This is a genomic window from Streptomyces telluris (assembly GCF_024519335.1).
In the GTDB taxonomy this organism is placed as follows: Bacteria; Actinomycetota; Actinomycetes; order Streptomycetales; family Streptomycetaceae; genus Streptomyces; species Streptomyces telluris.
Genome location: NZ_JANIID010000001.1, coordinates 295,835 through 319,179, shown reverse-complemented (window position 1 = coordinate 319,179; position 23,345 = coordinate 295,835). Strand labels below are relative to the sequence as shown.

The following is a 23,345-nucleotide window of genomic DNA, read 5'->3' as shown; positions in this document are numbered from 1 at the left end:
ACGGAAAGGGGCCCCGGGCCGGGGGACGGCCCGGGGCCCCTCCGCGTCAGCGCAGGGCGTACCCGCCGTCCGGGTAGAGCACCGAGCCCGTCATGAAGGTGTTCGCGAAGAGGAAGAGCACCGCGTCGGCGATCTCGCCCTCGGTCCCGGGCCGGTGCAGCAGGCTGTCCCTGCCGTACTGCGCGAAGCTCGCCTCGCGCACCGCGGCCAGGCGCTGCGCCCACAGGTTGCCGTCGACCGTGCCGGGCGAGACGACGTTGACGCGCACGGGCGCGAGCTCCACGGCCAGCCCGCGTCCGAGGCCTTCGATCGCCGCGTTGCAGGCGACGTAGGCGGGTGCGGCGGCCGGGGGGCGTACGCTCGCGGCGCCGGACATCAGGACGACGGAGGCGTCCGGCGTCAGCCGGGGTGCCGCGCACTTGACGGCGTGGTACTGGCCCCAGAACTTCGACACGAACGGGCTCTCGGCGTCGGCGTCGCTCAACTCGAGCATGGGGCCCACCCGGTAGGAGGCGGCCGGGGTGAAGAGGTGGTCGATCCGCTCGATGCCGTCGAAGAAGCGGGCCAGGGACTCCTTGTCGGTGGTGTCCACCGCTCCCCAGCGCGCGCCGTCCCCGAGCGACTGCGCGGCCGCGGCGAGCTTGCCCTTGTTCCGCCCGCCGAGCACGACGCGCGCGCCGGCCGCGACCGCGCGCCGCGCGACCTCCAGGCCGATGCCCGACCCGCCGCCGACGATGACGACGTCGCGGCCGGTGAGCGGAGCGGCGGCGGGGACAGGCGTCGTCGCGGGGGCGGAAGCGGGTGCGGGGACGGAGGCGGGGACGGAGACGGAGGAGTGCGAGCTGGTCATGCGGGCGCCTTCCGGTGGTCGCGGACTCTCCTGGCCCGAACCACCGCCCGTGATCGTTTCATTCCCGGGCGGCCGCGGCTGCACCGAACGGGTGCAGTGGCGGCCCCGCGCGTTTGCGCGCGTGCGGAGCGGGGACCTCGTGACGGTGCCGGAGGGACTCCAGCTGAAGGCGAGGCACCGTGGCCGCACCGCAGACCACCTCCCCCGTGACCCTGCACGTCAACGGCGTCGCGCACCACAAGGAATTCGACCACCGGACGACCGTGCTCGACGCCCTGCGCGAGCACCTGGGGCTCACCGGGGCCAAGAAGGGGTGCGACCACGCGCAGTGCGGGGCGTGCACGGTGCTCGTCGACGGGCGGCGGGCGAACAGCTGCCTGCTGCTGGCCGTCGCCCACGACGGCGCGGAGATCACCACGGTGGAGGGGCTGGCCGATGGGGACGCGCTGCACCCCCTCCAGGAGGCGTTCCTCGAACACGACGGCTTCCAGTGCGGCTACTGCACACCGGGCCAGCTCTGCTCCGCGGTGGGCATGATCGCCGAGGCGGGCGAGGGCGCTCCCTCCCACGTGACGCCCCTCGCGGCGGCGCCGCCCGGAGCGCCCGTCCGCCTCTCCCCCGACGAGATCCGCGAGCGGATGAGCGGCAATCTGTGCCGCTGCGGGGCGTACGTGAACATCGTCGCCGCGATCGGGGACGTGGCGCGGTGAAGGCCTTCGCGTACACGCGCGCCGACGACGTGGACGGGGCGATCGCCGCCCTGGCGGCCTCCCCCGGCGCCATGGTCCTCGGAGGCGGCACCAACCTGGTCGACCTGATGAAGCTGGGCGTCGCCTCCCCCGGGCTGCTGGTGGACGTCGGCCGCCTGCCGCTCACGGACGTCGAGGAGACGCCGGACGGCGGGCTGCGCATCGGGGCCAACGTCCGCAACAGCGACCTCGCCGCCCACCCGGCCGTGCGGACGCGCTACCCTGCCCTGTCCCAGGCGGTGCTGGCCGGTGCTTCCGGGCAGATCCGCAACACGGCCACCACGGGCGGCAACCTCCTCCAGCGCACCCGCTGCCTGTACTTCCAGGACGTGGGCAAGCCGTGCAACAAGCGGGTGCCGGGGAGCGGCTGCCCGGCCCGCGAGGGGGTGCACCGCGATCTCGCGGTGCTGGGCCACTCGCCGCAGTGCGTCGCCACGCACCCCTCCGACATGGCCGTGGCCCTGGCGGCGCTCGACGCGGTCGTCCACCTGCGCGGGCCCGGCGGCGAACGCGCGGTCCCGCTGTGCGACTTCCACCGGCTGCCCGGGGACGATCCCGCGCGGGACACGGTCATCGGCCCGGCCGAGCTCGTCGTCGCGGTCGGGCTGCCGGCGCCGCCGCCCGGCCCGTCCGCCTACCGCAAGGCCCGCGACCGCGCCTCGTACGCCTTCGCGCTCGCCTCCGTGGCCGCCGCGCTCGACGTGCGCGACGGCGCCGTGCGCGAGGCGCGCCTGGCCTTCGGCGGCCTGGCCCACAAGCCGTGGCGGGCGCGCGTCGCGGAGGACGCGCTGCGCGGCGCCCCGGCCACCGAGGCGTCCTTCGCGCAGGCCGCCGATGCCGAGCTGGCGGCCGCCGAGCCGCTGCGCGACAACGCCTTCAAGGTGCGGCTGGCCCGCAACCTGGCCGTGCGGGTGCTCGCCGGGCTCGCCGCGCCGGGCGGGGAAGGGACCGTCTCATGAGCGGCGCCCCCGGCCCCGTCCGCATCGAAGGCCGCGAGAAGGTCACCGGGTCCGCCCGTTACGCCGCCGAGCACACCCCGCCCGGCACCGCGTACGCCTGGCCCGTGCCCGCCACGGTCGCCCTCGGCCGGGTCCTGTCGGTCGACGCCGAGGAGGCCATGGCCGAGCCCGGCGCCCTGGCCGTGCTGACGCACGAGAACGCTCCGCGCCTGAAGGACGTGGACGACCGCACCCTGCTCGTGCTGCAGAACGACCGGGTGCCGCACCGCGGCTGGTACGTGGCGCTGACGGTCGCCGAGACCCCGGAGGCGGCCCGCGCCATGGCCGCCGCGGTGCGGGTCGCGTACGCGCCCGAGGAGCACGACGCCGTACTGACCACGGACCATCCGCGCCTGTTCGTCCCCGAGGTGGTCAACGCGGGCCTCCCGGCGTGCCGCGAGCGCGGTGACTTCGACGGCGCCTACGAGCGCGCCGCCGTCCGCGTCGACGCCACGTACACGCTGTCCGGCCTGCACAACCACCCGATGGAGCCGCACGCCTCGACCGCCCGCTGGGAGGACGGCCGGCTCTTCGCCCACGACTCCTGCCAGGGCACGACGGCCGTCCGGGAGACCCTGGCCGCCCTGTTCGGCCTGGACGGGGAGCGGATCACGGTCGTCGCCGAGCACGTGGGCGGCGGCTTCGGCTGCAAGGGCACGCCGCGCCCGCAGATCGTCCTCGCCGCGATGGCCGCCCGGCACACCGGCAGGCCCGTGAAGGCCGTGCTGCCGCGCGCGCAGCTCGCGGCCGTGGTCGGCCACCGGCCGCCGCTCGTCCAGCGCCTGCGGCTCGGCGCGGGCGAGGACGGGGTGATCGCGGCGCTCGCGCACGAGGTCACCACCCACACGTCCACCGTCCGCGAGTTCGTGGAGCAGGCGGCGGCTCCGTCGCGCGCCATGTACGTGTCCCCCAACAGCCGCACCACGCACCGGGTCGCCGCGCTGGACGTGCCGAGCCCGTCGTGGATGCGGGCGCCGGGCGAGGCCTCGGGGATGTTCGCGCTGGAGTGCGCGATGGACGAACTCGCCGGTGCCGCCGGGGTGGACCCGGTCGAGCTGCGGGTGCGCAACGACACTGCGACCGAGCCGGACAGCGGGAAGCCGTACAGCAGCCGGCACCTGGTGGAGTGCCTGCGCGAGGGGGCGCGCCGCTTCGGCTGGGACGCGCGCGACCCCCGGCCCCGCTCGCGCGCCGAGGGCCGTCTGCTGATCGGCTCGGGGGTGGCGTCGTCCCTCTACCCCGTCTTCCTCATGCCCTCCACGGCCGAGGCACAGGTCACCGGGGCGGGCCGCTACCTGGTCCGGGTCAACGCCACCGACATCGGCACCGGAGCGCGGACCATCCTGACGCAGATCGCGGCCGAGGCGCTGGGCGTCGCACCGGATCTGGTCACCGTCCGGATCGGCAGCACGGAGCTGCCGGCGGCCTGGCTCGCCGGAGGCTCCGCCGGCACCGGCTCATGGGGATGGGCCGTGCACAAGGCCTGCAGCACGCTGAACGGGATGATCGACGAGCGCGGGGGGACGCTGCCGCCGGACGGTCTGACCGCCACGGCCGACACCAAGGACGACATCGCGTCCGACCCGCCGCACGCGAAGGCCGCCTTCGGGGCGCAGTTCGCGGAGGTGGCCGTCGACACCGACACCGGGGAGGTGCGCGTGCGCCGGCTGCTGGGCGTCTTCGCCGCCGGGCGGATCCTCAACGCCCGCACCGGGCGCAGCCAGTTCATCGGCGCCATGACGATGGGGATGGGCATGGCCCTCATGGAGGGCAGCACGATGGACGCCCGCTTCGGCGACTTCGCGGAGCGGGACTTCGCCTCGTACCACGTGCCGACGTGCGCGGACGCCCGTGGCATCGAGGCCCACTGGATCGACGAGCACGACCCGTGGCTGAACCCCATGGGGAGCAAGGGCATCGGGGAGATCGGCATCGTCGGCACCGCGGCGGCGATCGCGAACGCGGTGCACCACGCGACGGGGGTGCGGGTGCGCGACCTGCCCGTGCTGCCGGAGAAGCTCCTGGCCGGCCTGGAGCAGGCCCGCTAGGCGGGCGGTTCTCCGGCGGCCGCCCGGGCGGGGAAGTGCCGTGCGAGTTCGTCGACGACCGTCTGTGCGGCCGGGGAGACCCAGCGCCTGCGGTGCCGCGCCACCTGGACGGGCACGTCGGGGAACGGGGGCCCGGCCACCACGGCCAGGCGGCCCTCGCGCAGGGCGTCCTCGGCGGTGGCCCGCGGCAGCAGCGTCAGGCCGAGCCCCGCCGCCACGCAGGACCGGGCGGCCTCGATGCTCCCGAAGCGGGTCAGCCGCATGCGCGCGCCGGGGACGGAGAGGAGGCGATCGGCCAGGCGGTCGCTGTAGGAGCAGCCCTGCTCGTGGAGGAAGAAGGTCTCGCGCGCCAGGTCCTCCCAGGTGACCGGCGCGGTCCGGCAGGCGAGGGGGTGCCCGGGGGCGCAGAGCAGCACCAGCGGCTCGTGGGCGAGGGGTTCGGCGGCGATGCCGGGGAAGGAGACGTCCTCCTCCAGGAGCAGCGCGATGTCGAGCCGGCCCGTGCGCAGCCCTTCCACGGCGGCGGCGGTGCCGACCGGTGCCAGGTCGACCTCGATGCCGGGGTGGGAGCCGCGCAGCGCCGCGATGACGCCGGGCAGGCGGGCCGAGCACAGGGTCTCGCCGGCGCCCACGACGACGCGCCCGGCCGGCGGGCCCCCGGCCGCGACCGCGGCGCGCAGGCGCGCCTCGGCGTCCAGCACGGCCTCGGCCTCCTCGGTCAGGCGCCGGCCCGCCGCGGTGATCGACGCGCCCCGGGGCAGCCGGTCGAAGAGGCGGGTGCCGAGCTCCTTCTCCAGCGCCCGGATCTGCACGGTGACCGTCGACTGGGCGAGGTGCAGCTCCGTGGCCGCGGCGGTGAAGCTCCCGGTGCGGGCGAGGGTGAGGAAGGTATGGAGGAGTCGGGTGTCCACGGGGGGAGCATAGGTGAGCCATCGCTTTTCCCGATCGGCAGGATCAGAAACCATCGTTGGTCATGATGGGCATAAGGCGGAAGAGTGGGGCCCATGACCACCGAGATCCAGAGCACCGTCCAGAGCACCGAGATCCACAACGCCGCGGTTCTGAACAGCGCCGTTCAGAGCGGCGCCGTTCAGGGCAGCGAGATCCTGCGCTACACGGCCTTCACCTCCGACCCCTCCGGCGGCAACCCCGCGGGCGTCGTCCTCGACGCCGCCGGTCTCGACGAGGAGCAGATGCTCGCGGTCGCCGCCGGGGTGGGCTACTCCGAGACGGCGTTCGTGACCGCCGGGGACGCGGCGTCGCGCCGTTTCCGGCTGCGCTACTTCAGCCCGCTCGCGGAGGTCGCGTTCTGCGGCCACGCCACCGTCGCGACCGCGGTCGCCCTGGCGGGGCGCATCGGTCCGGGCGAGCTGCTCTTCGACACGCCCGTGGGCGAGATCGCGGTGGCGACGGAGACCGGCGGGGACGGCGTGGGGCGGGCCACCCTCACCAGCGCCCCCACGCGCTCCCGCCCGGCCGCGGACGCCGAGGTGGACACCGCGCTGGCCGCCCTGGGCTGGGCCCGCGGGGACCTCGACCCGGCGCTGCCGCCGCACGTGGCCTTCGGCGGGAACGAGCACCTCGTGCTCGCCACCGCCACCCGGGCCCGGCTGGCCTCCCTCGCCTACGACTTCGACGCGCTCGCCGCGGTGATGCGGTCGTACGGCTGGACCACCGTGCAGCTGGTGTGGCGGGAGGACGGGGGGCTGTTCCACGCGCGCGACCCCTTCCCCGTGGGCGGCGTCGTGGAGGACCCGGCCACCGGGGCGGCCGCGGCCGCGCTCGGCGGCTACCTGCGGGCGATCGGCGAGGTCACCGAGGCCACCACGATCCGCATCCGCCAGGGCGAGGACATGGGACGCCCGAGCGACCTGCTCGTCGCGGTCGACCCGGCGGACGCGCGGGTGCGGGTGACCGGGCAGGCGGTGCCGGTGGCCGGCTGAGGACGGGGGTGCGGACGGCCCCGCCCGTCACTTGTCGGCGTGGCCGCCGAGGTAGAACAGGAGCCAGATGAAACCGGCGAAGAGATGGGTGACGAAGACGTAGATCAGGACCCGGAAGGCAACCTGCCGCTCCGCCCGCTTCTCGCTCATGGCGGGCCTCCTCCTGGTGTCACCGACCGCCGCCGTACCGGCGCGAGTCTACTCCTCGGACGCGGCCATCGGTTCACGCAGGGTGAGCGCAGCGTCCGGCACGCGGTGGCGCAGAGGGACTCAGGGGGCGAGGTCACGGCGGGCGACGAGGCCGAACGCCAGGAGGATGCCCGCGGCGCCGACGCCGGCGAGGACGCCGAACTGTCCCCAGGGCACGGTGCCGTGGGCCAGGGCGTCGCCCGGCGTGTAGTAGTGGAAGGGGCTGACGAAGCGCAGCGGAGCGGCCTTCGACCAGGCCATGGCGACGAAGTTGACCGCGAACCCGACCGCGCCGACGGCGATCGTCACGCCCATGACCCGCGTCCTGCTCCGGCCCGCCGCCGAGACGGCCAGGGCGGGGCCCGTCAGGCACAGCGCGAAGCCGAAGCCGAGCAGCCCGGCCGCGTAGACCCCGCTCTGGGGGACGGCGGCGCTCAGGTCGGGCAGCAGGGCCACGCCGATGGACACGGAGAGGGTCGCGGCGGTGTTGAGCAGCAGGGAGACGAGGACGAGCGCGGCGGTCCGCTCGGCCAGCAGCCGCGCCCGCGACACGGGCCGGACCATCAGCAGCTCGATGGTGCCCGCCTCCACGTCCGCGGCGACCGCGGCGGCGGCCAGCGAGCCGACGGCGGTCAGCTGCATGGCGATCCAGAAGGGGTGGGTGAGCCCCGCGCCCAGCAGGCCGGGGTAGCTCGCGATCGACACGTCGCCGTTCGATCCGCTGAACGCCTTGAAGGCGTCGGGGAGCTTCCGCCCGCTCGCGCCGAAGATCTGGTCCGGCGTGACGGTCGTCGTGATCACCACGATGAGGGCCTCGAAGGCGGCGATGCCCACGGCCAGGGCGATGATCATCCGGCGGCGGCGGTGCAGGGCCAGCCGCAGCAGGGGGAATCCGCCCGTCATGGGGGCTTCCCTTCGCCCGGATCGCTCCCGGTGTCCCGGCCACCGTGGTCGCTCCGGTCGTCCTGCCCGCTCCGGTGGTTCCGGTAGAGGTCGAGGAACGCCTCGTCCAGCCCGGCCTCCTCGACCGTGACGTCGCGCACCGGCAGCGCCAGCAGTTCCCGCAGGACGGCGACCGTCCGGTCCGGCGGGATCATCAGCACGGCCTGGTCGCCGTGCCAGTCGGGCGACCAGCGGTCGGCGCCGCCGAGCGGCCGCCGGCCGAGGCCGTCGGCGAAGGTCAGGCGCACCTTGCGGGCCCGGGCCTCGCGCAGGGCGGCGACCGCCCCGACGGTCACCAGCCGGCCGGCCCGGACGATCGCCACCCGCCCGCACGTCCGCTGGACCTCCGGCAGCACGTGGCTGGAGAGCAGGACGGTGCGCCCGGCCGCGCGGACCTCCTCCAGCAGGGCGTAGAAGGTCTCCTGGACGAGGGGGTCGAGCCCTTCGGTGGGCTCGTCGAGGATCACCAGCTCGGGTTCGTGCTGCAGGGCCTGGACCAGGCCCAGCTTCTGCTTCATGCCGCGCGAGTAGGCGCGGACGGGGCGGTCCAGGTCCGGGCCGGAGAGGCCCAGGCGGGCGCAGAGCTCGTCCTGGAGGCGGGCGGGCGCGCCCTGCAGCGCCGCCAGCAGCCGCAGCGTCTCGCGGCCGGTGAGCTCGGGGTAGAGCCGCAGCTCCCCGGGGAGGTAGCCGAGGGACGGGGCGAGCCTCAGGTGCTCGGTGAAGGGGTCGCGGCCGAGCACCCGGACGCGGCCCTCGGTGGGGCGCAGCAGCCCCACGAGGCAGCGCATCGTGGTGGTCTTGCCCGCCCCGTTGGGGCCGAGGAAGCCGAAGACCTCGCCCTCGCCGACGCCGATGTCGAGTCCCTCGACGCCGGTCGTGCGGCCGTAGCGCTTGGTCAGCGAGACGATGTCGATGACGTTGCGCGTGCGCTCGCCCAAGGCCGCCTCCCGGACGTTTCTCCGGCGGTTTCCCTCCTTCTCAGCTTGGGTCAGCCGGTACCGGGCCGCCACGGCTCGCGGAAGCGCCGGGGGCTGCGGCCGGGGCCGGCCGCCGGGTGCGGGCCCGGCCCCGTGCCGGACGGCGGCGCATGGGCGAAGCTGGAAGGAGACCGGAGGGAGAGGCGGGCGGAGGGGCCGAGCGCGAAGGAGCCGACGATGCCGCACACAGCCGAATGGAACGTCCACCTCGACCTGGTCGAGGAGGACGGGAGGACGAGGGCCCGCGCCACGCTCGACACCGGGGCGACGACCGTCACGGGCAGCGGGACCGCCACGTGCGCGCCGGGCGACAAGGACATCCCGGCGATCGGGGACGAGTTCGCGGCCGGCCGGGCCCTGCGCGACCTGGGCGAACAGCTCCTGCACGCCGCGGAGCACGACGTCGCCGCGGTGGGCGCGGCCCCCGAGCCCAGGAGGTCGCCGATGTACGGGTGGCCGCTGTGAGGCCGTGAGGCGGGCCCGCCGGGGTCAGACCCCGACCGTCTCCTCCATCTCCTCCTCGGCCGCGGGCCCGGTCCCGGCGGCCGGGCGGGCCCTGCGCGCCTCGGCGATCCACGCGACGGCGGTCACGGCGGCGCCCAGGACCAGCCACAGCGCCAGCGTCGCGACGTGGCGGCCGAGCCCGGTGCCGTCGAAGTAGACGAGGCTGCGCGTGCCCTCGACGAAGCCGGCGCCGTTCCAGAAGGAGTGCAGCCCGGCGAAGAAGCCGTTCTGCAGCTCGGGCCGGTACACGCCGCCCGCGCTGGTGAAGTTGAGCATCACGAACAGCACCATCATGCCCAGCGTCGTCCAGCGCTTGAGGAAGGTGTGCAGCCCGACGCCGACGAGCAGGATGCCCGCCGAGTAGGCCCAGGCCATCCCCCACAGGCCCCACAGCCCGTGGTCGACGAGGTGGAAGACGGGCCCGGCCAGCGCGGCGCCGATCAGGCCGACCACGAACGAGGTCGCCACCGCCAGTGCCGCGCGCAGCCTCATGGGCAGCGCGCCGCCCGCGGCGCCCAGCACGGCGACGGAGGCGTACGAGCCGATGCTGACCGCGACCAGCAGGAAGAAGATGCCCTGGCCGGTCGGGTCGCCCTCGGCGGGCGGCGCGACGTCCGTGACCTTCAGGGGGGCGCCGGTGCGGGCGGCGACCGGCGTGAAGACCTTCTGCACGGCCATGGCGGTGGTGTCGGACCCGGCGGAGGCGACGAGCAGTTCGGGGGCGTGCCGGTCCGGTATGTACGCGCCGGAGACGTCGCGCCGGCGGAGCGCGCGGACGGCCTCGTCGCGGTCGGCGACGGTGCGGACGGCGAGCCGGTCCCCCGCCTTGTCGGCGATGCCCCGCGCCAGGGTCCCCGCGCCCGGGCCGGACTCCACGACGGCGACGGGCAGTTCGTGGGGCGTGGGCTGCGCGAACGCGCCCAGGTAGGCGAGGCCCATGCCGACGCACATCAGCAAGGGGGTGAGCAGGTGGCTCAGTACGTGGCGCAGCGCGCCGCGGGTGGCGGGTCCCATCGTGTCCTTCCTCGGCCGGGGCGGTCGGCGACCGTCCCGGAAATTGGTTGGCTTTTACAACCTTCCCTTTAAGTTGTACTATACAACCAGACCTCGAAAGGAAGCCGCCGTGCCCGATCGTGACGCCTCCGTGGAGACCATCCAGCGCGAGCTGACCGCCTTCGCCCGCCGCGCCCGGGCCGCAGCGGCCCGCATGCACCCCGAGCTCTCCCTGGTCTCCTTCACCCTCCTCGCCCACCTGGAGGACCGCGGCGGGTGCCGCGCCACGGACCTGGCCGCGCACTATCTGCTGGACAAGTCCACGGTCAGCCGGCAGATCGCGGCCCTGGAGCGGCTCGGCCTCATCGAGCGCCGGCCCGCCCCCGAGGACCAGCGCGCCCAGGTGCTGCACCTGACGCCCCGCGGCGCCGGGACCCTCGCACAGGTCACCGCCAACCGCCGGGCGGCCTTCCGCGAGCGCCTCGCCGACTGGGACGAGGCCGACCTGGACCGCTTCGCCGGCTACCTGCTGCGCTACAACGCCTCGGCGGGACCGCTCGACTGAGACGCCGCACCCCGGCCGGAATGCCACACCCACTCCCCGAATCAGGGGTGGTTGGTCACTCGATGGGCTGTTTTGCTGCCATTACGGGTGAGTCGCCCTCACCGGAGCCGTTATGCAGGCCTGACGGATACGACCTGCCGGCAGGCCCGGACGGAAGGGTGTGGGGACCGTGCAGCCACGCGGAGACGACCGTGACCGGGGCGGGCCCCCGCCGTCCGTGGCCGCGTCGCCGGGGGAGGAGCTGCGCCGGCTGCGGCAGGAGCGGGGCATGTCCCTGGCCGGGCTGTCCCGCGCCGTCCACTACACCAAGGGCTATCTGAGCCGGGTCGAGACCGGCGAGAAGCCGATGACGCCCGAGGTGGCCCGGCGGTGCGAAGAGGCCCTCGGCGCCGGCGGGGTGCTCTCCGGGCTGGTGCCGGAGCCGGCCGAGGGCCGGCGCTCCGCGCGCAACGGGCTGCTGGAGGTGTGCCCCTACCGGGGCCTGGCGGCGTTCGACGCCGCGGACGCGAGCTGGTTCTTCGGCCGGGACCGGGCCACGTCCGCCCTGGTCCGTCAGCTGACCGAGCGTCTGGACGGCTCCGGGCCGACCGCCGTGGTCGCCGCGTCGGGCACCGGCAAGACGTCGCTGCTGCACGCCGGCCTGGTGCCCGAGCTGCGCCGGGGCGTCCTGCCCGTCCCCGGGTCGCACCGCTGGCCCGTGGTGACGATGCGCCCCGGCGAACGCCCCCTCGACGAGCTGCTGGGCCGGGTGGCGGACGCCGCCGCGGCGGATCCCGACCACCTGACCAGGGCGCTGGCCCGCGGCGGGGCGGGAGCGCTGGCCCGCGCCGTCCACGCCGCGCTGAACCGCCGCCCGCGGGGCGCCGGGAGAGCGGGAGCGGCGGGCGCGGAGGCGACGGAGCCGGCCCGGGTGGTGCTCGTCGTCGACCAGTTCGAGGAGGTCTTCACGCTGTGCCCGGACGCCCGGCAGCGCGCGGATTTCGTCCGCGCGCTGCACGCCCTGGCGACGGGCCCCGCTCCCGCCGACGGCCGGGAGGGTTCCGCGGCGCTGGTGGTGCTGGGCATGCGGGCCGACTTCTACGGCAGGTGCCTGGCGTTCCCCGAGCTGGCGGCGGCGCTGCGCTCGGGCCAGCTTCCCCTGGAGCCCCTGCGGGTGCAGGAGCTGCGCGACGCCGTGGTGCGGCCGGCCCACGCGGTGGGCCTGGAGCTGGAGCCCGGCCTGGCCGAGCTGATCCTGCGCGACCTGGGTGCCGGGGACGACGGCGGGGAGCGGGAGGGCGGCGGGTACGAGCCCGGCGCGCTGCCGCTGCTCTCCCACGCCCTGCTGGCGACCTGGCAGCGGCGCAGCGGCAGGCTCCTGACCGTGGCGGGGTACCAGCAGGCCGGCGGGATCGCGGGGGCGGTCGCGGCGACGGCGGAGCGCGCGTACGGACGCCTGTCGCCCGGCTGCCGGGAGGCCGCCCGCGCGGTCCTGCTGCAGCTGGTCCGGGTGGACCAGGACGGGCGGTCGGCGCGCCGGCGGGTCTCGCGCGAGCGGCTGTCGCAGGACCTCGGGGCACAGGCCGCGGCGGCGCCGGAGGTGGTGGAGGCCTTCACACGGGCGCGCCTGCTCACCGTCGACGCCGACCAGGTCACCCTGGCCCACGAGGCCGTGCTGCGGGCGTGGCCGCGGCTGCACCGGTGGATCGAGGCGGACGCGGCGGCCCTGCACGGCTGGCAGCAGCTGAGCGCCGCGGCCGGGCAGTGGGAGGCCGAGGGGCGCGACCCCGCGCTGCTGCCGCGGGGCAGCAGGCTGGCCGCCGCGCACGAGACAGCGAGCCATCCCCTGGCCGCGGTGGGCGGCGTCGAGCGGGCGTTCCTGGACGCGGCGACGGCGCTGGCCGCCGCCGAGCAGGAGACGGAGCGCCGCCGGGCCCGGCGGCTGTACCGGCTGCTGGTGTCCATGGCCGTCCTCCTCGTCCTGGCGCTGGCCGGCGGGGTGGCCGCGGTCCACCAGGGCCTGCGGGCGGAGGCCGAACGGCACGTGGCCCGTTCGGAGGAGCTGGCCTTCCGCGCCGTCTCGGGCAGCGCGCCCCGGCCCGAGGTGGCGATGCTGCTGGCGACCGGGGCCTGGCGCGACGCCCACACCCCGGCCGCGGCCAGCGCCGTGCTGAGCACGCAGGCCCAGCCGTACGCCGGGCGGCTGGCCGGGCACAGCAAGCGCGCCCACGCCGTGGCCTGGCTGCCGGGCGGGCAGCGGCTGCTGTCGGCGGGGGCGGACGCCACCGTCCGGGAGTGGGACGTGCGGACGCGCCGGCAGGTGGGGGCGGCGCGCAGCGGGGCGGCGGTGCGCGCGCTGGCCGCGGCCCGGCAGCGGAACCTGGCCGCCTGGGGGGACGAGGCGGGCGTCGTCACCCTGCGGGAGGGCACGGGCGGCCGCGCCGTGGCGCTGCCGGCGCGGAGCAGGCACCGCGGGCCCGTCCGGGGAGCGGCCCTGTCGGACCGGGGGGACCTGCTGGCGACGGCGGGCGAGGACGGCACGGTGCGCCTGACGCGCCTGGGCGGCGGCCCGGCCCGCACCGAGGTCCGGGACGCCGGGCTGGGCTGGCTGTACGCGGCCGCCGTCAGCCCGGACGGCCGGCAGGTCGCCGCCGCCGGCTTCGACGGGCGGGTGTGGCTCCTCGACGTGGACAGCGGGCGGTCGAGGGTCGTCGGCAGCCGGGACTTCGGCCGCGTCCGGGCGCTCGCCTTCTCGCCGGACGGCCGCCGCCTGGCCACCGGGGAGTGGCTCAACCGCATCGGCCTGTGGGACACCCGCACCGGCGAGCGCGAGGCCGCCCTCGAAGGTCCTTCCGACTCCGTCTTCGGCGTGGCCTTCTCCCCCGACGGCACCCGGATCGCCGCGGCCAGCCAGGACGACACCGCCGGCATCTGGGACCTCGCCGAGCACCGCCGCATCGCGCAACTCGCCAGCCACATCGGCCCCGTCTACGCCATCGCCTACTCCCCCGACGGCCGCACGCTCGCGACGTCCGGCGAGGACGGCTCGGTGCGCCTGTGGACCCCGCAGGCCGCCGTCACCACCCCGCTGCCGGGCTCGGCCTGGCAGGACGGGGCCCTCAGCCCCGACCGCTCCCTCCTCGCCGTCGCGGGGCGGGACGGCACGCTGCGCCTGCTGCGCACCGCCGACCGCGGCCTGCGCACGGTGCGGGCCGGGAAGGACCCGGTGCGCGCGGTGGCGTTCAGCCACGACGGGTCGCTGGTCGCCGCGGGCGACGAACACGGCACCGCCACCGTCTGGCGCACCGCGGACCTCGGCCGCCCGCTGCACCGCTGGCGGGCGCACGGCCGGGCGCTCACCTCGCTCGCCTTCCGCCCCGGCGACGCCGGAGCGCTCGCCACCGCCTCCGAGGACCACAGCGCGAAGCTGTGGCGGCTCGCGGGGGACGCCGCCTTGGCGGAGCGGACGCTGCCGGGCCACGACGACGGCGTCTACCGCGTGCTCTTCCTCGGCCGGGACACCCTCGCCACCGGCAGCCTCGACAACACCGTCCGCATCTGGCGCTACTCCGACGGCCGGGCGCTGCGCAGCCTGACGGAACACGAGGACACCGTCTTCGGCCTGGCCCTCAGCCGCGCCGGCGTCCTCGCCACGGCCAGCCGCGACCACACCGTCAAGCTCTGGGACCCCGAGGGCCGCACGAGCCTGCGCACCCTGGCCGGGCACACCGGCCCCGTCACGTCCGCGGCCTTCAACCCCGCCGGCACCCGGCTGGTGACCACCGGCCGCGACAACACCGTACGGATCTGGGACCCGCGCGACGGCCGCCTGCTGCTGACGCTGACCGGCCACACCGGCCGGGTCCGGGCCGCGGCCTTCCTCGGCGACGACGGCCCGGTGGTGTCGGTGGCGGAGGACGGGACGGTGCGCTGGTGGAACCTGGACGTGCCGGAGGTCCTCGCCCGCACCTGCAAGGCGCTGGGCAGCGCCACGGACCGGCCGCTGTGGGAGCGCCTGCTGCCGGACGTGCCCTACGCGCCGGGCTGCCCCTGATCGCCGGCCGCTTCTGACATCCGGTTCTGACATCCGGCCGTTCCCGGACCCGGCCGCTCCTGATCTCCGGTCGTTCCCGGCCTCCGGCCGCCCCTGAGCGCCCGCTCTCCCCTCCACCGGCGGCACTTCACCCACATGCGCATCACGGCCGGTGGGACGCGGTTGCCCGCCGCCTTGTCCGCCGAGGCAACAGGAAACCCCTGTTCCGCACCGCTGCCCCGCTCCGAGACTCGAAGTACCGGGACAACAGGGGTGAAACCACCCCCCGGCGATACGGCCTCAGCCGAGACAAGGAGCCCCCGTGAACAGCCGTCGCCTCCGCAACCGCAGCCTCGTCCTCCCCACCGCCGTCGTCCTCCTGGCCCTCACCCTCACCGGCGCCACGGCCGCCCTCGCCGAGGGCGCGCCCACCGCCGTCACCATGGCCCCCGCCGCCTGGGCCACACCGGAGCCGGACGGCGCCGTGACGGCCGAGCGGCAGAAGATCGTCGAGCGCGCCCTCAGCGCCCTGACCACCCCCAAACGCTTCCGCCTCACGCACGGCGGGCCCGTGCACCTCTCCCGGCCGGGCCACCCCGACCGGGACACCAACTACCTCGGCAAGGGCAACAGCAACGCCAACCTGAACGAGTACAACGGCTTCGCCAAGAACCCGGACCAGCGTCCGTGGTGCGGCTTCTTCGCCGCCCGGATGTGGGCGAACCGCGGCGTGCCCGCCGACCCCGGCAACAGCCGGGCCTGGCGCAGCGGCACCGGCGACCGGTGGCACCCGTACGCGGCCGACCGGCCGCCGCAGCCCGGCGACGTCCTCATGTGGGCCGGCCGGAACCACGCGGGGCACGTCGCCGTCGTGGTCGGCGTCTCCGGCACCCGGGTCACGACCGTCGAGGGCAACACCGGCTACCACAACGACAGCATCGCCCGGCAGCGCTACGAGTGGACAGGCGCCGGCCCGGTGCTGAAGGACCGGACCAAGGTCATCCAGGGCTTCGCCTCCCGGTTCTGACCCGCGCCCCACCCGCCCCCGTCTCCCCACCCGCGTCACACCGCCCCCACACCCCTCACCCCTCACCCCTCACCCTTCAACGGCCCCGGAAGGACACCGCCATGGACCCCCGTTCCTCCCCCCTCGCCCGCCTCCGCACCGCCGGTGGGCTGCTCCTGGCCGCGCTCACCCTCGCCGGAGGCGCCGTCGCCACCACGACCACGACGACCGTCACCGTCACGGCGACCACGACCGCCACCGGCGGCACGGACGCGGCCGACCCGTGCCGGGCCTTCCCGGCCGGGACCTGCCCCCACCGGAACTGACCGGGCCGGTCACGCCCCGCCGGCTGCGCAGCAGGGCCGTCGCCCCTCGGGCGGCCCTGTCTCCGCACGCCGGCCGGGAGCCCGGCGCGCCGCGGCCGCCCCGGCTCGCGCCGTTGCCGCATATCCGCCATATGGGTGATCATGCACGTCATGCACAGTGACCTCTTCGCCCAGCAGAACATGGCCAAGCCCGCCGCTGCGCCCGGCATGGCCGTCCACAACGCCAAGTCCATCGTCTACGCCGTCGACGGCGAGTGCTACGCGCGCCAGGGTTCCATGGTCGCCTTCCGCGGCGAGCTGCAGTTCGAGAAGCTCGGCCAGGGCGTGGGCAAGTTCCTCAAGCGCGCCGTCACCGGCGAGGGCCTGGCGCTGATGGCCGTGCGGGGCCGCGGCGAGGTGTGGTTCGCGCACGAGGCCGCCAACTGCTTCATCGTCGACATCGCGCCCGGCGAGAGCCTCACCGTCAACGGCCGCAACGTCCTGTGCTTCGACCCGACCCTCTCCTACGAGATCCAGACCGTGAAGGGCGCGGGCATGACGGGCGGCGGGCTCTTCAACTCCGTCTTCAGCGGCCACGGGAAGCTCGGCGTGATATGCGAGGGCAACCCCATCGTCATTCCCGTCTCCGTCCAGGCCCCGGTCTACGTGGACACCGACGCGGTCGTCGGCTGGTCCGCCTCCCTGCGCACCTCGCTGCACCGTTCCCAGAGCATCGGCTCCATGCTGCGCGGCGGCTCCGGCGAGGCCGTCCAGCTCAAGCTGGAGGGCGAGGGCTTCGTGATCGTCCGGCCGAGCGAGGCCAAGCCGCAGCAGCAGAACGGCTGACCCGGTGCTCGGTCGCATAGCCTCCGCCGTGCTGCCCGCGGCCGGGCGGCTGACGGTGACGACCGACGACGGCGCCGGTGCCGGGCCCGCGCCCGGCAGCATCGTCGCGGCGAACCACACCTCGCTGGCCGACCCGGCGGTCGTCCTCGCCGCCCTCCACCGGCTCGGGGTCTCCCCCGTCGCCCTGGCCGCCGCCGGCCTGTGGCGGATCCCGCTGCTGGGACGGCTGCTCACCCGCGAGGGGTACGTCCCCGTCCACCGCGGCGACCCGCGGGCGGTCCTGGCCCTCGACGGGGCCGGGGCCGCGCTCGCGAACGGCCGCACCGTGCTCATCTACGGCGAGGGCGCCCTGCCCCGCCGCCGGGACTCCGGCGAGGCGGCACCCCGCCCCTTCCGCGGCGGGCTCGCCCATCTCGCCCTCACCACCGGAGCCCCCGTCGTGCCCCTGGGGCAGGCGGGTGCGCGCCGCCTCTGCTCCGGCAGCCGGACCCGGCAGCTCGCCGGCGTGCTCACCGCGCCCGTGCGCCGGCCGCCCCTGCACGTCCACATCGGCGCCCCGCTCCGGCTGACCGGCGACCGGGCCGCGGCCACGGCGCGCGCCCACGAAGCGGTGACCGGCGCCTGGCGCACGGCGGCCGCACGCCTGGGAGAACCGGCAGGCCCGGCGGCCTGAAGCCACCGGGCCCGCCTTTCGCGCCTTACCGTCTGGCCTGGGGATCGTCGCAGGCCCGGCCGTTACCGCCCTTCCCTTCCGGAACGATCTCCGAGGCCCAGCCCTCGGGGGGTTCCTGGTACGGGCTGCAGGTCCCGCACGAGGCACACGTCCACCTGCCGTGTACCCCCAGGACGACGGATCCGCAGCCGCTACAGGTGTTGGTGGTGTAGTAGGGCTCGCCGGGTGCGGCGTGTGAGCGCCATGCCTGCTCTTCCATGTCACCCAGACTGCCATGAACACTGTGAGCACGAGGACTTCCCGTCAGGACCGTTGATGGTCGACGCGCCACATTCGGGACAGTTCATGACCCCCCTTCCTGCCTGCGGCGCTCGCCGGACAGCGTCAAATGCCGGTGGACCAGCCGTAGTTGCCTTCACCATCGGACAACCGGGCCGAAGGCACCAGACACCGTGCTCGAAGTGTGATAAGCGCGATGAGCGGGGGCGCGGCCTCCGGTGACACGGACCCGCGCGGCGCCGTGCGGCGGGCGGTGCGAGGCTTGCGGCATGCAGCAGACACCGCAGCCCTCCCGCGTCCTCGTCGTGGACGACGACCCGACCGTCGCCGAAGTCGTCGCCGGCTACCTCGACCGCGCCGGCTTCACCGTCGACCGGGCCGCCGACGGCCCCCGCGCGCTGGAGCTGGCCGCGGCGGTCCGGCCCGACCTCGTCGTCCTCGACCTGATGCTCCCGGGCATGGACGGGCTGGAGGTGTGCCGCCGGCTCCGCGCGGACGGCCCGGTCCCGGTGATCATGCTCACCGCGCGCGGCGACGAGGAGGACCGGATCCTCGGCCTGGAGGTGGGCGCGGACGACTACGTCACCAAGCCGTTCAGCCCCCGGGAGCTGGTGCTGCGCGTCGGGTCCGTCCTGCGCCGCGCGCACGCGCGCTCCGCGGACCCGCGCCCGGCGCCCCTGCTGCGCGCGGGGGGCCTCGTGCTCGACCCGGCCGCCCGGCGCGCCACCAAGGACGGCGCCGAGCTCGCCCTCACCCTGCGCGAGTTCGACCTGCTGTCCTTCCTGCTGCGCCACCCGGGCCGGGCGTGCTCCCGGGAGGAGTTGATGCACGAGGTGTGGGGCTGGGAGTTCGGCGACGTGTCGACGGTGACCGTCCACGTGCGCAGGCTGCGCGGCAAGGTCGAGGACGATCCGGCCCGGCCGCAGCTGATCCGGACGGTCTGGGGCGTCGGCTACCGCTTCGAGGCCGACGGCGTGCGGCCTTCTGACGAGCCGGACGGGCCGGAGGCCCGCAGCGAAGGGGCCGGCCGTGCGTGACGTCCTCCTGATCGCCCTCTACTCGTTCCTCGGCGCCGCGGCGGCCGGGCTGCTGGGCGCGCTCGCCCTGCGGGCCCTGCGCCACCGCTCGGTGGCGGTCTCCCTCACGGTGGTGGCCGTCGTGTCCGTCGTCGCGATGCTGGCCGGCACGCTCGCCGTGGCCCGGGCGATGTTCCTCTCCTCGCACGACCTGACCGTCGTCACGACGGTCTGCGCGACGGCCGCCGTGGTCTCCCTCGCCACCGCCCTGCTGCTGGGCCGCTGGGTGGTGGCGCACAGCAACGCCCTGACGCGCGCCGCGCGCTCCTTCGGCGACGAGGGCAGCTTCGCGGCCCCGGGCGGCGGCGCCACGGCCGAGCTCGCCGCGCTCGGGCGCGAGCTGGCCGCGACGAGCGGGAAGCTCGCGCGCTCGCGGGAGCGGGAGCAGGCGCTGGAGACCTCGCGGCGCGAGCTGGTGGCCTGGATCTCGCACGACCTGCGCACCCCGCTGGCCGGGCTGCGGGCGATGTCCGAGGCCCTGGAGGACGGCGTGGCGGAGGACCCGCCGCGCTACCTGCGCCGGATGCGCACGGAGGTGGAGCGCCTCGACGCCATGGTCGGCGACCTCTTCGAGCTCTCCCGCATCCACGCGGGCGCCCTGCCGCTGCACCCGAGCCGGATGTCGGTGGACGACCTGGTGGACGACGCCCTCGCCGGGGTGGGGCCCCTGGCCCGCGAGCACGGCGTCCGGCTGACCGGCGACGGCGTCGAGGCGGTGCCGGTCGAGGTCGACGGCAAGGAGATGACCCGCGTCCTGGGCAACCTCCTCGTCAACGCCATCCGCCGCACTCCCGCCGACGGAACGGTCGCGGTCGCCGCGCACCGGGAGGCGGACACGGTCGTGCTGTCCGTGACGGACGGCTGCGGCGGCATCGCGGAGGAGGACCTCCCGCGGGTCTTCGACACGGGCTGGCGCGGCACCGAGGCCCGTACGCCGCCGGGCGGCGCGGGGCTGGGCCTGGCCATCGTCCGCGGCATCGTGGAGGCGCACGCGGGCCGCGCGGCCGTGCGCAACGTGCCCGGCGGCTGCCGCTTCGAGGTGGTCCTGCCCGCGGCCGGTCAGACGGTTCGCGGCCGCCCCACCGCCGCGCGTCCGCAAGGCGGTTGACGAAGATCAACTTGTGTAGTGGACTCGCACGCGTGCCCTCGCCTCGAATGACCCGGCTCGCGCAGCGCATCCGCTCCGCGGCACCCGCCGACGCGGTCACGGCGGGCTTCCTCGCCGTGCTCATCGGCATCACCAGCTCCGTGGCCATCGTCGTCACCGCGGCGGAAGCGGCCGGGGCCACCCCGGCGCAGCTCACGTCCTGGATGTTCGCCCTGGGCATCGGCATGGGGGTCACCTGCGCGGGGCTGTCGCTGCGCCACCGGGCGCCGGTGGTGACGGCCTGGTCCACGCCCGGTGCGGCCCTGCTGGCGACCGGCCTGCACGGGGTGTCGATGGCCGAGGCCACCGGCGCGTTCCTCCTCTCGGCGGTCCTGGTGATCGTCAGCGGTGCGACCGGCTGGTTCGAGCGCGTCATGGACAGGATCCCGGTGCCCTTGGCGTCGGCGCTCCTGGCGGGCGTGCTCGTGCAGTTCGGCACGGGCCTGTTCACGAAGATGCAGCACGACTTCGCCGTGGTGTTCCCGATGTTCGCGGTCTACCTGGCCTGCAAGCGGTGGCTGCCCCGGTACGCGGTCATCGGCGCGCTGGCCACCGGCGTCGTGGTGAGCGCGTTCCGCGGCTCGTGGCACCTGCAGGGGCTGCACGTGGCGCTCGCCGAACCGGTCTTCGTGCGCCCCGAGTTCTCCTGGCAGGTGCTGATCGGCGTCGGCCTGCCGCTGTTCGTGGTGACCATGGCGTCGCAGAACCTGCCGGGCGTGGCCGTGCTGCGCGGCGCGGGCTACCGTACACCCGTCTCGCCGCTGCTCACCTGGACCGGGATCGTCAACGCGGTGCTGGCCCCGTTCGGCTGCTTCGGGCTGAACCTGGCCGCGATCACCGCGGCGATCTGCACCGGCGAGGAGGCCCACCGCGACCCCCGCAGGCGCTACCTGGCCTCCGTGTGGGCGGGCCTGTTCTACATCACGGTCGGCCTCTTCGGCGGCGTCGTGGGCTGGCTGCTGACCGCCATGCCCGCCTCCCTCGTCATGGGCATCGCCGGGCTCGGCCTCCTCGGCACGATCGGCGGCTCCCTCACGGCCGCGCTCGCTGACGCGCGCATGCGCGAGGCGGCCGTCGTCACCTTCCTGGCGACCGCGTCGGGCATGACCCTGGCCGGCATCGGCTCGACGTTCTGGGGCCTGCTGGCCGGCGTGCTGGCGACCGTGGTGTTGAACGGGCGCCGCCGCGAGCCCGCGGCGGCGCGGGAGCGGGAGGCGGGCGAGGAGACGGGCCCCGCGGAGAGGCCCGCCGGGCCGGTGAGCGCCGCGGAGGAGAAGGCGGCGCGCTGAGGCGCCGCCGCGGCCGCCCCCGTCAGGCGGTGGGAGCTCCGGCCACACGGCGCTCGCCGCCGTTGCGCTCCTGCCAGAACCGGTAGACGGCGGTGGCCTCGTCGCGGGGCTCGTGGCGCATCGGCAGCCGCCGCTCGCTCCAGCCCTTGGCGAACTCCGCGTAGAAGGTGTTCAGCTCGAAGTACTTGCGGTCGTCGACGTAGTGGGGCTCGTAGTCGTCGCGCTGCGTGAGGAAGACGACCTCGTCGGGGCTGCAGTAGTAGAGCGAGCCCAGGCACATGGGGCAGGGGTGGGCGAGCACGTAGATCGTGGTCCCGGTCAGGTGCTCGGTGCCGAGCCTGGTGCACGCCTCGCGGATGGCGAGGATCTCGGCGTGCGCCGTCGGGTCGGAGGTCTGGGCGACGAGGTTGGGGCTCTCGGCGAGGATCTCGCCGTCCTTGACGATGACGGTCGCGAAGGGACGGCCGCCCTCCTCGACGTTCTTGCGGGCGATGTCGATGGTGCGCCGGACGAAGTCCATGGTGCGGGTGCTCCTGGGGAGGGGTGGGGTGGGGTACGGGACGCCCCGCGCCCGGCGGACGGCCGGGCGCGGGGCGTCCCGTCGGATGCGGTACGGACGACGGGGCGTCAGGACGGGGCGTCAGAAGGGCTTCGTCGGCAGGTACTTGCCGTCGAGGGTGATCACGGCGCGCTCGCCGCCCTCGGGGTCGGCGACCTTCTTCACGTCCAGCTTGAAGTTGATCGCACTGATGATGCCGTCGCCGAACTGCTCGTGGACCAGGGCCTTGAGGGTGGTGCCGTAGACCTGGAGCATCTCGTAGAAGCGGTAGATGGTGGGGTCGGTCGGGATGCCGCCGGGGATGGAGCCGCGGGTCGGCACGGTCTGCAGCAGCATCGCGGCGTCGTCGTCCAGACCGAGCAGCTCGGCGACGGCCTTCGCCGAACCGGCCGGAAGGGCGTGCTGGCCGAGGACGGCGGCGGTGACGAAGGCGACGGACAGGCCGGCGGCGTCGGCCAGCTCCTGCCAGGTGAGGTCCTTGCGGGTCTTGGCCTCGACCGCGGCGATCGCGAGCTGCTGACGGGCCTGGGGGTCGAACTGGGCGTGGACGGTCATGGGACTTCCTTCACTGGTGGGACAACTGGTGATGTGGGGGGCTGGTGATGCGGCCGCGATGCGGCCCGGTGGTACGGCCGCCGGCCGAACCGGGTCGGAACCGTCAGGCGGCCGGAAGGGCCGCGAAACGGCCGTTCGCCGCGTCGAGTTCCTCGACGGCGCCGGTGCCGATGTCGAAGACCCAGCCGTGCAGGCGCACCGCGCCGCGGTCCAGGGCGCGGGCGACGGAGGGGTACGTCGCCAGGTTCGCCAGCTGGGCCAGGACGTTGGCGCGCACCATCGCGGCGACCTTGTCCTCGGTGGAATCGGTGGCGCACCTGGCGCGGGCGGCGTCGGCGTGCCGCAGCCAGTCGGCCAGGGCGGGCAGGGCCGACAGGTCCCGGCCCTCGGCGAGGGCGGTCATGGCGCCGCAGGCGGAGTGCCCGCAGACGATGACGTCGGCCACGCCGAGGACGTCCACGGCGTACTCGACGCCGGCCGCCACGGCGTCGGCGCCGGGTGCGTGGGCGGGCACGAGGTTGCCCGCGGTGCGGATGACGAACAGCTCGCCCGGCTCGCGCTGGGTGATCAGTTCGGGGACGACGCGGGCGTCGGAGCAGCCGATGAACAGCGCACCGGGCCGGTGCGTGGTGGCGAGCCGCTCGAAGAGCTCCGCGCGGGCGGGGAAGACGTTCCGCCGGAAGCGCTGGGCTCCCTGGGCAAGGTGGTGCATGGGTTCACTCCCTTGGTGGATGCCGGTGGGGGCCGACGTCATCCACTGTGCATGACCTGCACCTATAACGTCCAAGAGATGGAATCCATGACTTCCATAGAGCTCATCTATACCCGAGGGAAGCCCGC

Annotated in this window: 23 protein-coding genes; 14 read left to right on the top strand and 9 right to left on the bottom strand. The window is 75.3% G+C overall.

Features of this window, described 5'->3' with window-relative positions; all coding sequences use genetic code 11:
- Positions 1-46: 46 nt before the first annotated feature.
- Positions 47-850 carry an SDR family oxidoreductase gene (locus tag NQU55_RS01390; RefSeq protein ID WP_168094194.1) on the bottom strand — a complete coding sequence of 268 codons (804 nt, stop codon included), beginning with the start codon at positions 848-850 and terminating at the stop codon, positions 47-49.
- A gap of 179 nt (positions 851-1,029) precedes the next feature.
- On the opposite strand from NQU55_RS01390, the gene NQU55_RS01385 reads away from it, so the two are divergent.
- The 3 genes from NQU55_RS01385 to NQU55_RS01375 are packed head-to-tail and all read left to right on the top strand — an operon-like array spanning position 1,030 to position 4,645.
- Entirely contained in the window at positions 1,030-1,560 is a 531-nt protein-coding gene (locus NQU55_RS01385) for a 2Fe-2S iron-sulfur cluster-binding protein (protein ID WP_168094193.1), read from the top strand.
- On the top strand, positions 1,557-2,558 hold the full coding sequence (locus NQU55_RS01380) for an FAD binding domain-containing protein (RefSeq protein WP_168094192.1): 1,002 nt from the start codon (positions 1,557-1,559) through the stop codon (positions 2,556-2,558). The genes NQU55_RS01385 and NQU55_RS01380 overlap by 4 nt, the downstream gene beginning before the upstream one ends.
- Entirely contained in the window at positions 2,555-4,645 is a 2,091-nt protein-coding gene (locus tag NQU55_RS01375; protein ID WP_168094191.1) for a xanthine dehydrogenase family protein molybdopterin-binding subunit, read from the top strand. Before NQU55_RS01380 ends, NQU55_RS01375 begins: the two co-directional genes overlap by 4 nt.
- On the opposite strand, the gene NQU55_RS01370 is transcribed toward NQU55_RS01375, so the two are convergent.
- Positions 4,642-5,556 carry a LysR family transcriptional regulator gene (locus tag NQU55_RS01370; RefSeq protein WP_168094190.1) on the bottom strand — a complete coding sequence of 305 codons (915 nt, stop codon included), beginning with the start codon at positions 5,554-5,556 and terminating at the stop codon, positions 4,642-4,644. The two genes, NQU55_RS01375 and NQU55_RS01370, sit on opposite strands and share 4 nt — an antisense overlap.
- Positions 5,557-5,649: 93 nt before the next feature.
- Here NQU55_RS01370 and NQU55_RS01365 point away from each other — a divergent pair, with 93 nt between their 5' ends.
- Positions 5,650-6,588, top strand: coding sequence for a PhzF family phenazine biosynthesis isomerase (locus NQU55_RS01365; protein WP_168094189.1), 939 nt, complete (start codon positions 5,650-5,652; stop codon positions 6,586-6,588).
- A gap of 27 nt (positions 6,589-6,615) precedes the next feature.
- Here the strand turns inward: NQU55_RS01365 and NQU55_RS01360 are convergent, their stop codons facing one another.
- The 3 genes from NQU55_RS01360 to NQU55_RS01350 form a co-directional block, all read right to left on the bottom strand.
- The gene (locus tag NQU55_RS01360; protein WP_240976559.1) at positions 6,616-6,738 is read right to left on the bottom strand and encodes a DUF6126 family protein; all 123 of its coding nucleotides are present in this window, start codon (positions 6,736-6,738) and stop codon (positions 6,616-6,618) included.
- Positions 6,739-6,858: 120 nt separating this feature from the next.
- The gene (locus NQU55_RS01355) at positions 6,859-7,680 is read right to left on the bottom strand and encodes an ABC transporter permease subunit (protein WP_168094188.1); all 822 of its coding nucleotides are present in this window, start codon (positions 7,678-7,680) and stop codon (positions 6,859-6,861) included.
- Positions 7,677-8,657, bottom strand: coding sequence for an ABC transporter ATP-binding protein (locus NQU55_RS01350; RefSeq protein WP_256789446.1), 981 nt, complete (start codon positions 8,655-8,657; stop codon positions 7,677-7,679). The genes NQU55_RS01355 and NQU55_RS01350 overlap by 4 nt, the downstream gene beginning before the upstream one ends.
- Before the next feature lie 216 nt (positions 8,658-8,873).
- On the opposite strand from NQU55_RS01350, the gene NQU55_RS01345 reads away from it, so the two are divergent.
- On the top strand, positions 8,874-9,161 hold the full coding sequence (locus tag NQU55_RS01345) for a DUF1876 domain-containing protein (RefSeq protein WP_058041646.1): 288 nt from the start codon (positions 8,874-8,876) through the stop codon (positions 9,159-9,161).
- Between the two features lie 24 nt (positions 9,162-9,185).
- On the opposite strand, the gene NQU55_RS01340 is transcribed toward NQU55_RS01345, so the two are convergent.
- Positions 9,186-10,214, bottom strand: a complete 1,029-nt coding sequence (locus NQU55_RS01340) for an ABC-2 transporter permease (RefSeq protein ID WP_168095390.1) — start codon at positions 10,212-10,214, stop codon at positions 9,186-9,188.
- Positions 10,215-10,323: 109 nt separating this feature from the next.
- On the opposite strand from NQU55_RS01340, the gene NQU55_RS01335 reads away from it, so the two are divergent.
- The 9 genes from NQU55_RS01335 to NQU55_RS01285 all read left to right on the top strand — a co-directional run bounded on the left by NQU55_RS01335 (position 10,324) and on the right by NQU55_RS01285 (position 21,391).
- Complete coding sequence (locus NQU55_RS01335; protein WP_168095391.1) at positions 10,324-10,758, top strand: MarR family winged helix-turn-helix transcriptional regulator; 435 nt, start codon at positions 10,324-10,326, stop codon at positions 10,756-10,758.
- A 169-nt stretch (positions 10,759-10,927) separates the two neighbouring features.
- Positions 10,928-14,791 (top strand): nSTAND1 domain-containing NTPase, encoded by a 3,864-nt coding sequence (locus tag NQU55_RS01330; RefSeq protein WP_168095392.1) that lies wholly within the window; start codon positions 10,928-10,930, stop codon positions 14,789-14,791.
- A gap of 301 nt (positions 14,792-15,092) precedes the next feature.
- Positions 15,093-15,797, top strand: a complete 705-nt coding sequence (locus tag NQU55_RS01315) for a CHAP domain-containing protein (protein ID WP_168095450.1) — start codon at positions 15,093-15,095, stop codon at positions 15,795-15,797.
- A 101-nt stretch (positions 15,798-15,898) separates the two neighbouring features.
- Entirely contained in the window at positions 15,899-16,102 is a 204-nt protein-coding gene (locus NQU55_RS01310; RefSeq protein WP_168095451.1) for a hypothetical protein, read from the top strand.
- Positions 16,103-16,252: 150 nt separating this feature from the next.
- Positions 16,253-16,927 carry an AIM24 family protein gene (locus tag NQU55_RS01305; protein WP_168095452.1) on the top strand — a complete coding sequence of 225 codons (675 nt, stop codon included), beginning with the start codon at positions 16,253-16,255 and terminating at the stop codon, positions 16,925-16,927.
- Positions 16,928-16,931: 4 nt separating this feature from the next.
- Positions 16,932-17,600: a lysophospholipid acyltransferase family protein gene (locus NQU55_RS01300; RefSeq protein WP_168095453.1), complete on the top strand. Its 669-nt coding sequence runs from the start codon at positions 16,932-16,934 to the stop codon at positions 17,598-17,600.
- 548 nt (positions 17,601-18,148) lie between these two features.
- Positions 18,149-18,916, top strand: coding sequence for a response regulator transcription factor (locus NQU55_RS01295; RefSeq protein WP_168095454.1), 768 nt, complete (start codon positions 18,149-18,151; stop codon positions 18,914-18,916).
- The gene (locus NQU55_RS01290) at positions 18,909-20,063 is read left to right on the top strand and encodes a sensor histidine kinase (RefSeq protein ID WP_168095455.1); all 1,155 of its coding nucleotides are present in this window, start codon (positions 18,909-18,911) and stop codon (positions 20,061-20,063) included. Before NQU55_RS01295 ends, NQU55_RS01290 begins: the two co-directional genes overlap by 8 nt.
- A gap of 32 nt (positions 20,064-20,095) precedes the next feature.
- On the top strand, positions 20,096-21,391 hold the full coding sequence (locus NQU55_RS01285; protein ID WP_308402189.1) for a benzoate/H(+) symporter BenE family transporter: 1,296 nt from the start codon (positions 20,096-20,098) through the stop codon (positions 21,389-21,391).
- Positions 21,392-21,413: 22 nt separating this feature from the next.
- Here the strand turns inward: NQU55_RS01285 and NQU55_RS01280 are convergent, their stop codons facing one another.
- From NQU55_RS01280 to NQU55_RS01270, 3 genes are all read right to left on the bottom strand, one after another.
- Entirely contained in the window at positions 21,414-21,911 is a 498-nt protein-coding gene (locus tag NQU55_RS01280; RefSeq protein ID WP_168093670.1) for a nucleoside deaminase, read from the bottom strand.
- A gap of 120 nt (positions 21,912-22,031) precedes the next feature.
- Positions 22,032-22,505 carry a cyanase gene (cynS, locus tag NQU55_RS01275; RefSeq protein ID WP_168093671.1) on the bottom strand — a complete coding sequence of 158 codons (474 nt, stop codon included), beginning with the start codon at positions 22,503-22,505 and terminating at the stop codon, positions 22,032-22,034.
- Positions 22,506-22,608: 103 nt separating this feature from the next.
- Positions 22,609-23,217, bottom strand: coding sequence for a carbonic anhydrase (locus NQU55_RS01270; protein WP_168093672.1), 609 nt, complete (start codon positions 23,215-23,217; stop codon positions 22,609-22,611).
- Positions 23,218-23,345: the final 128 nt, after the last annotated feature.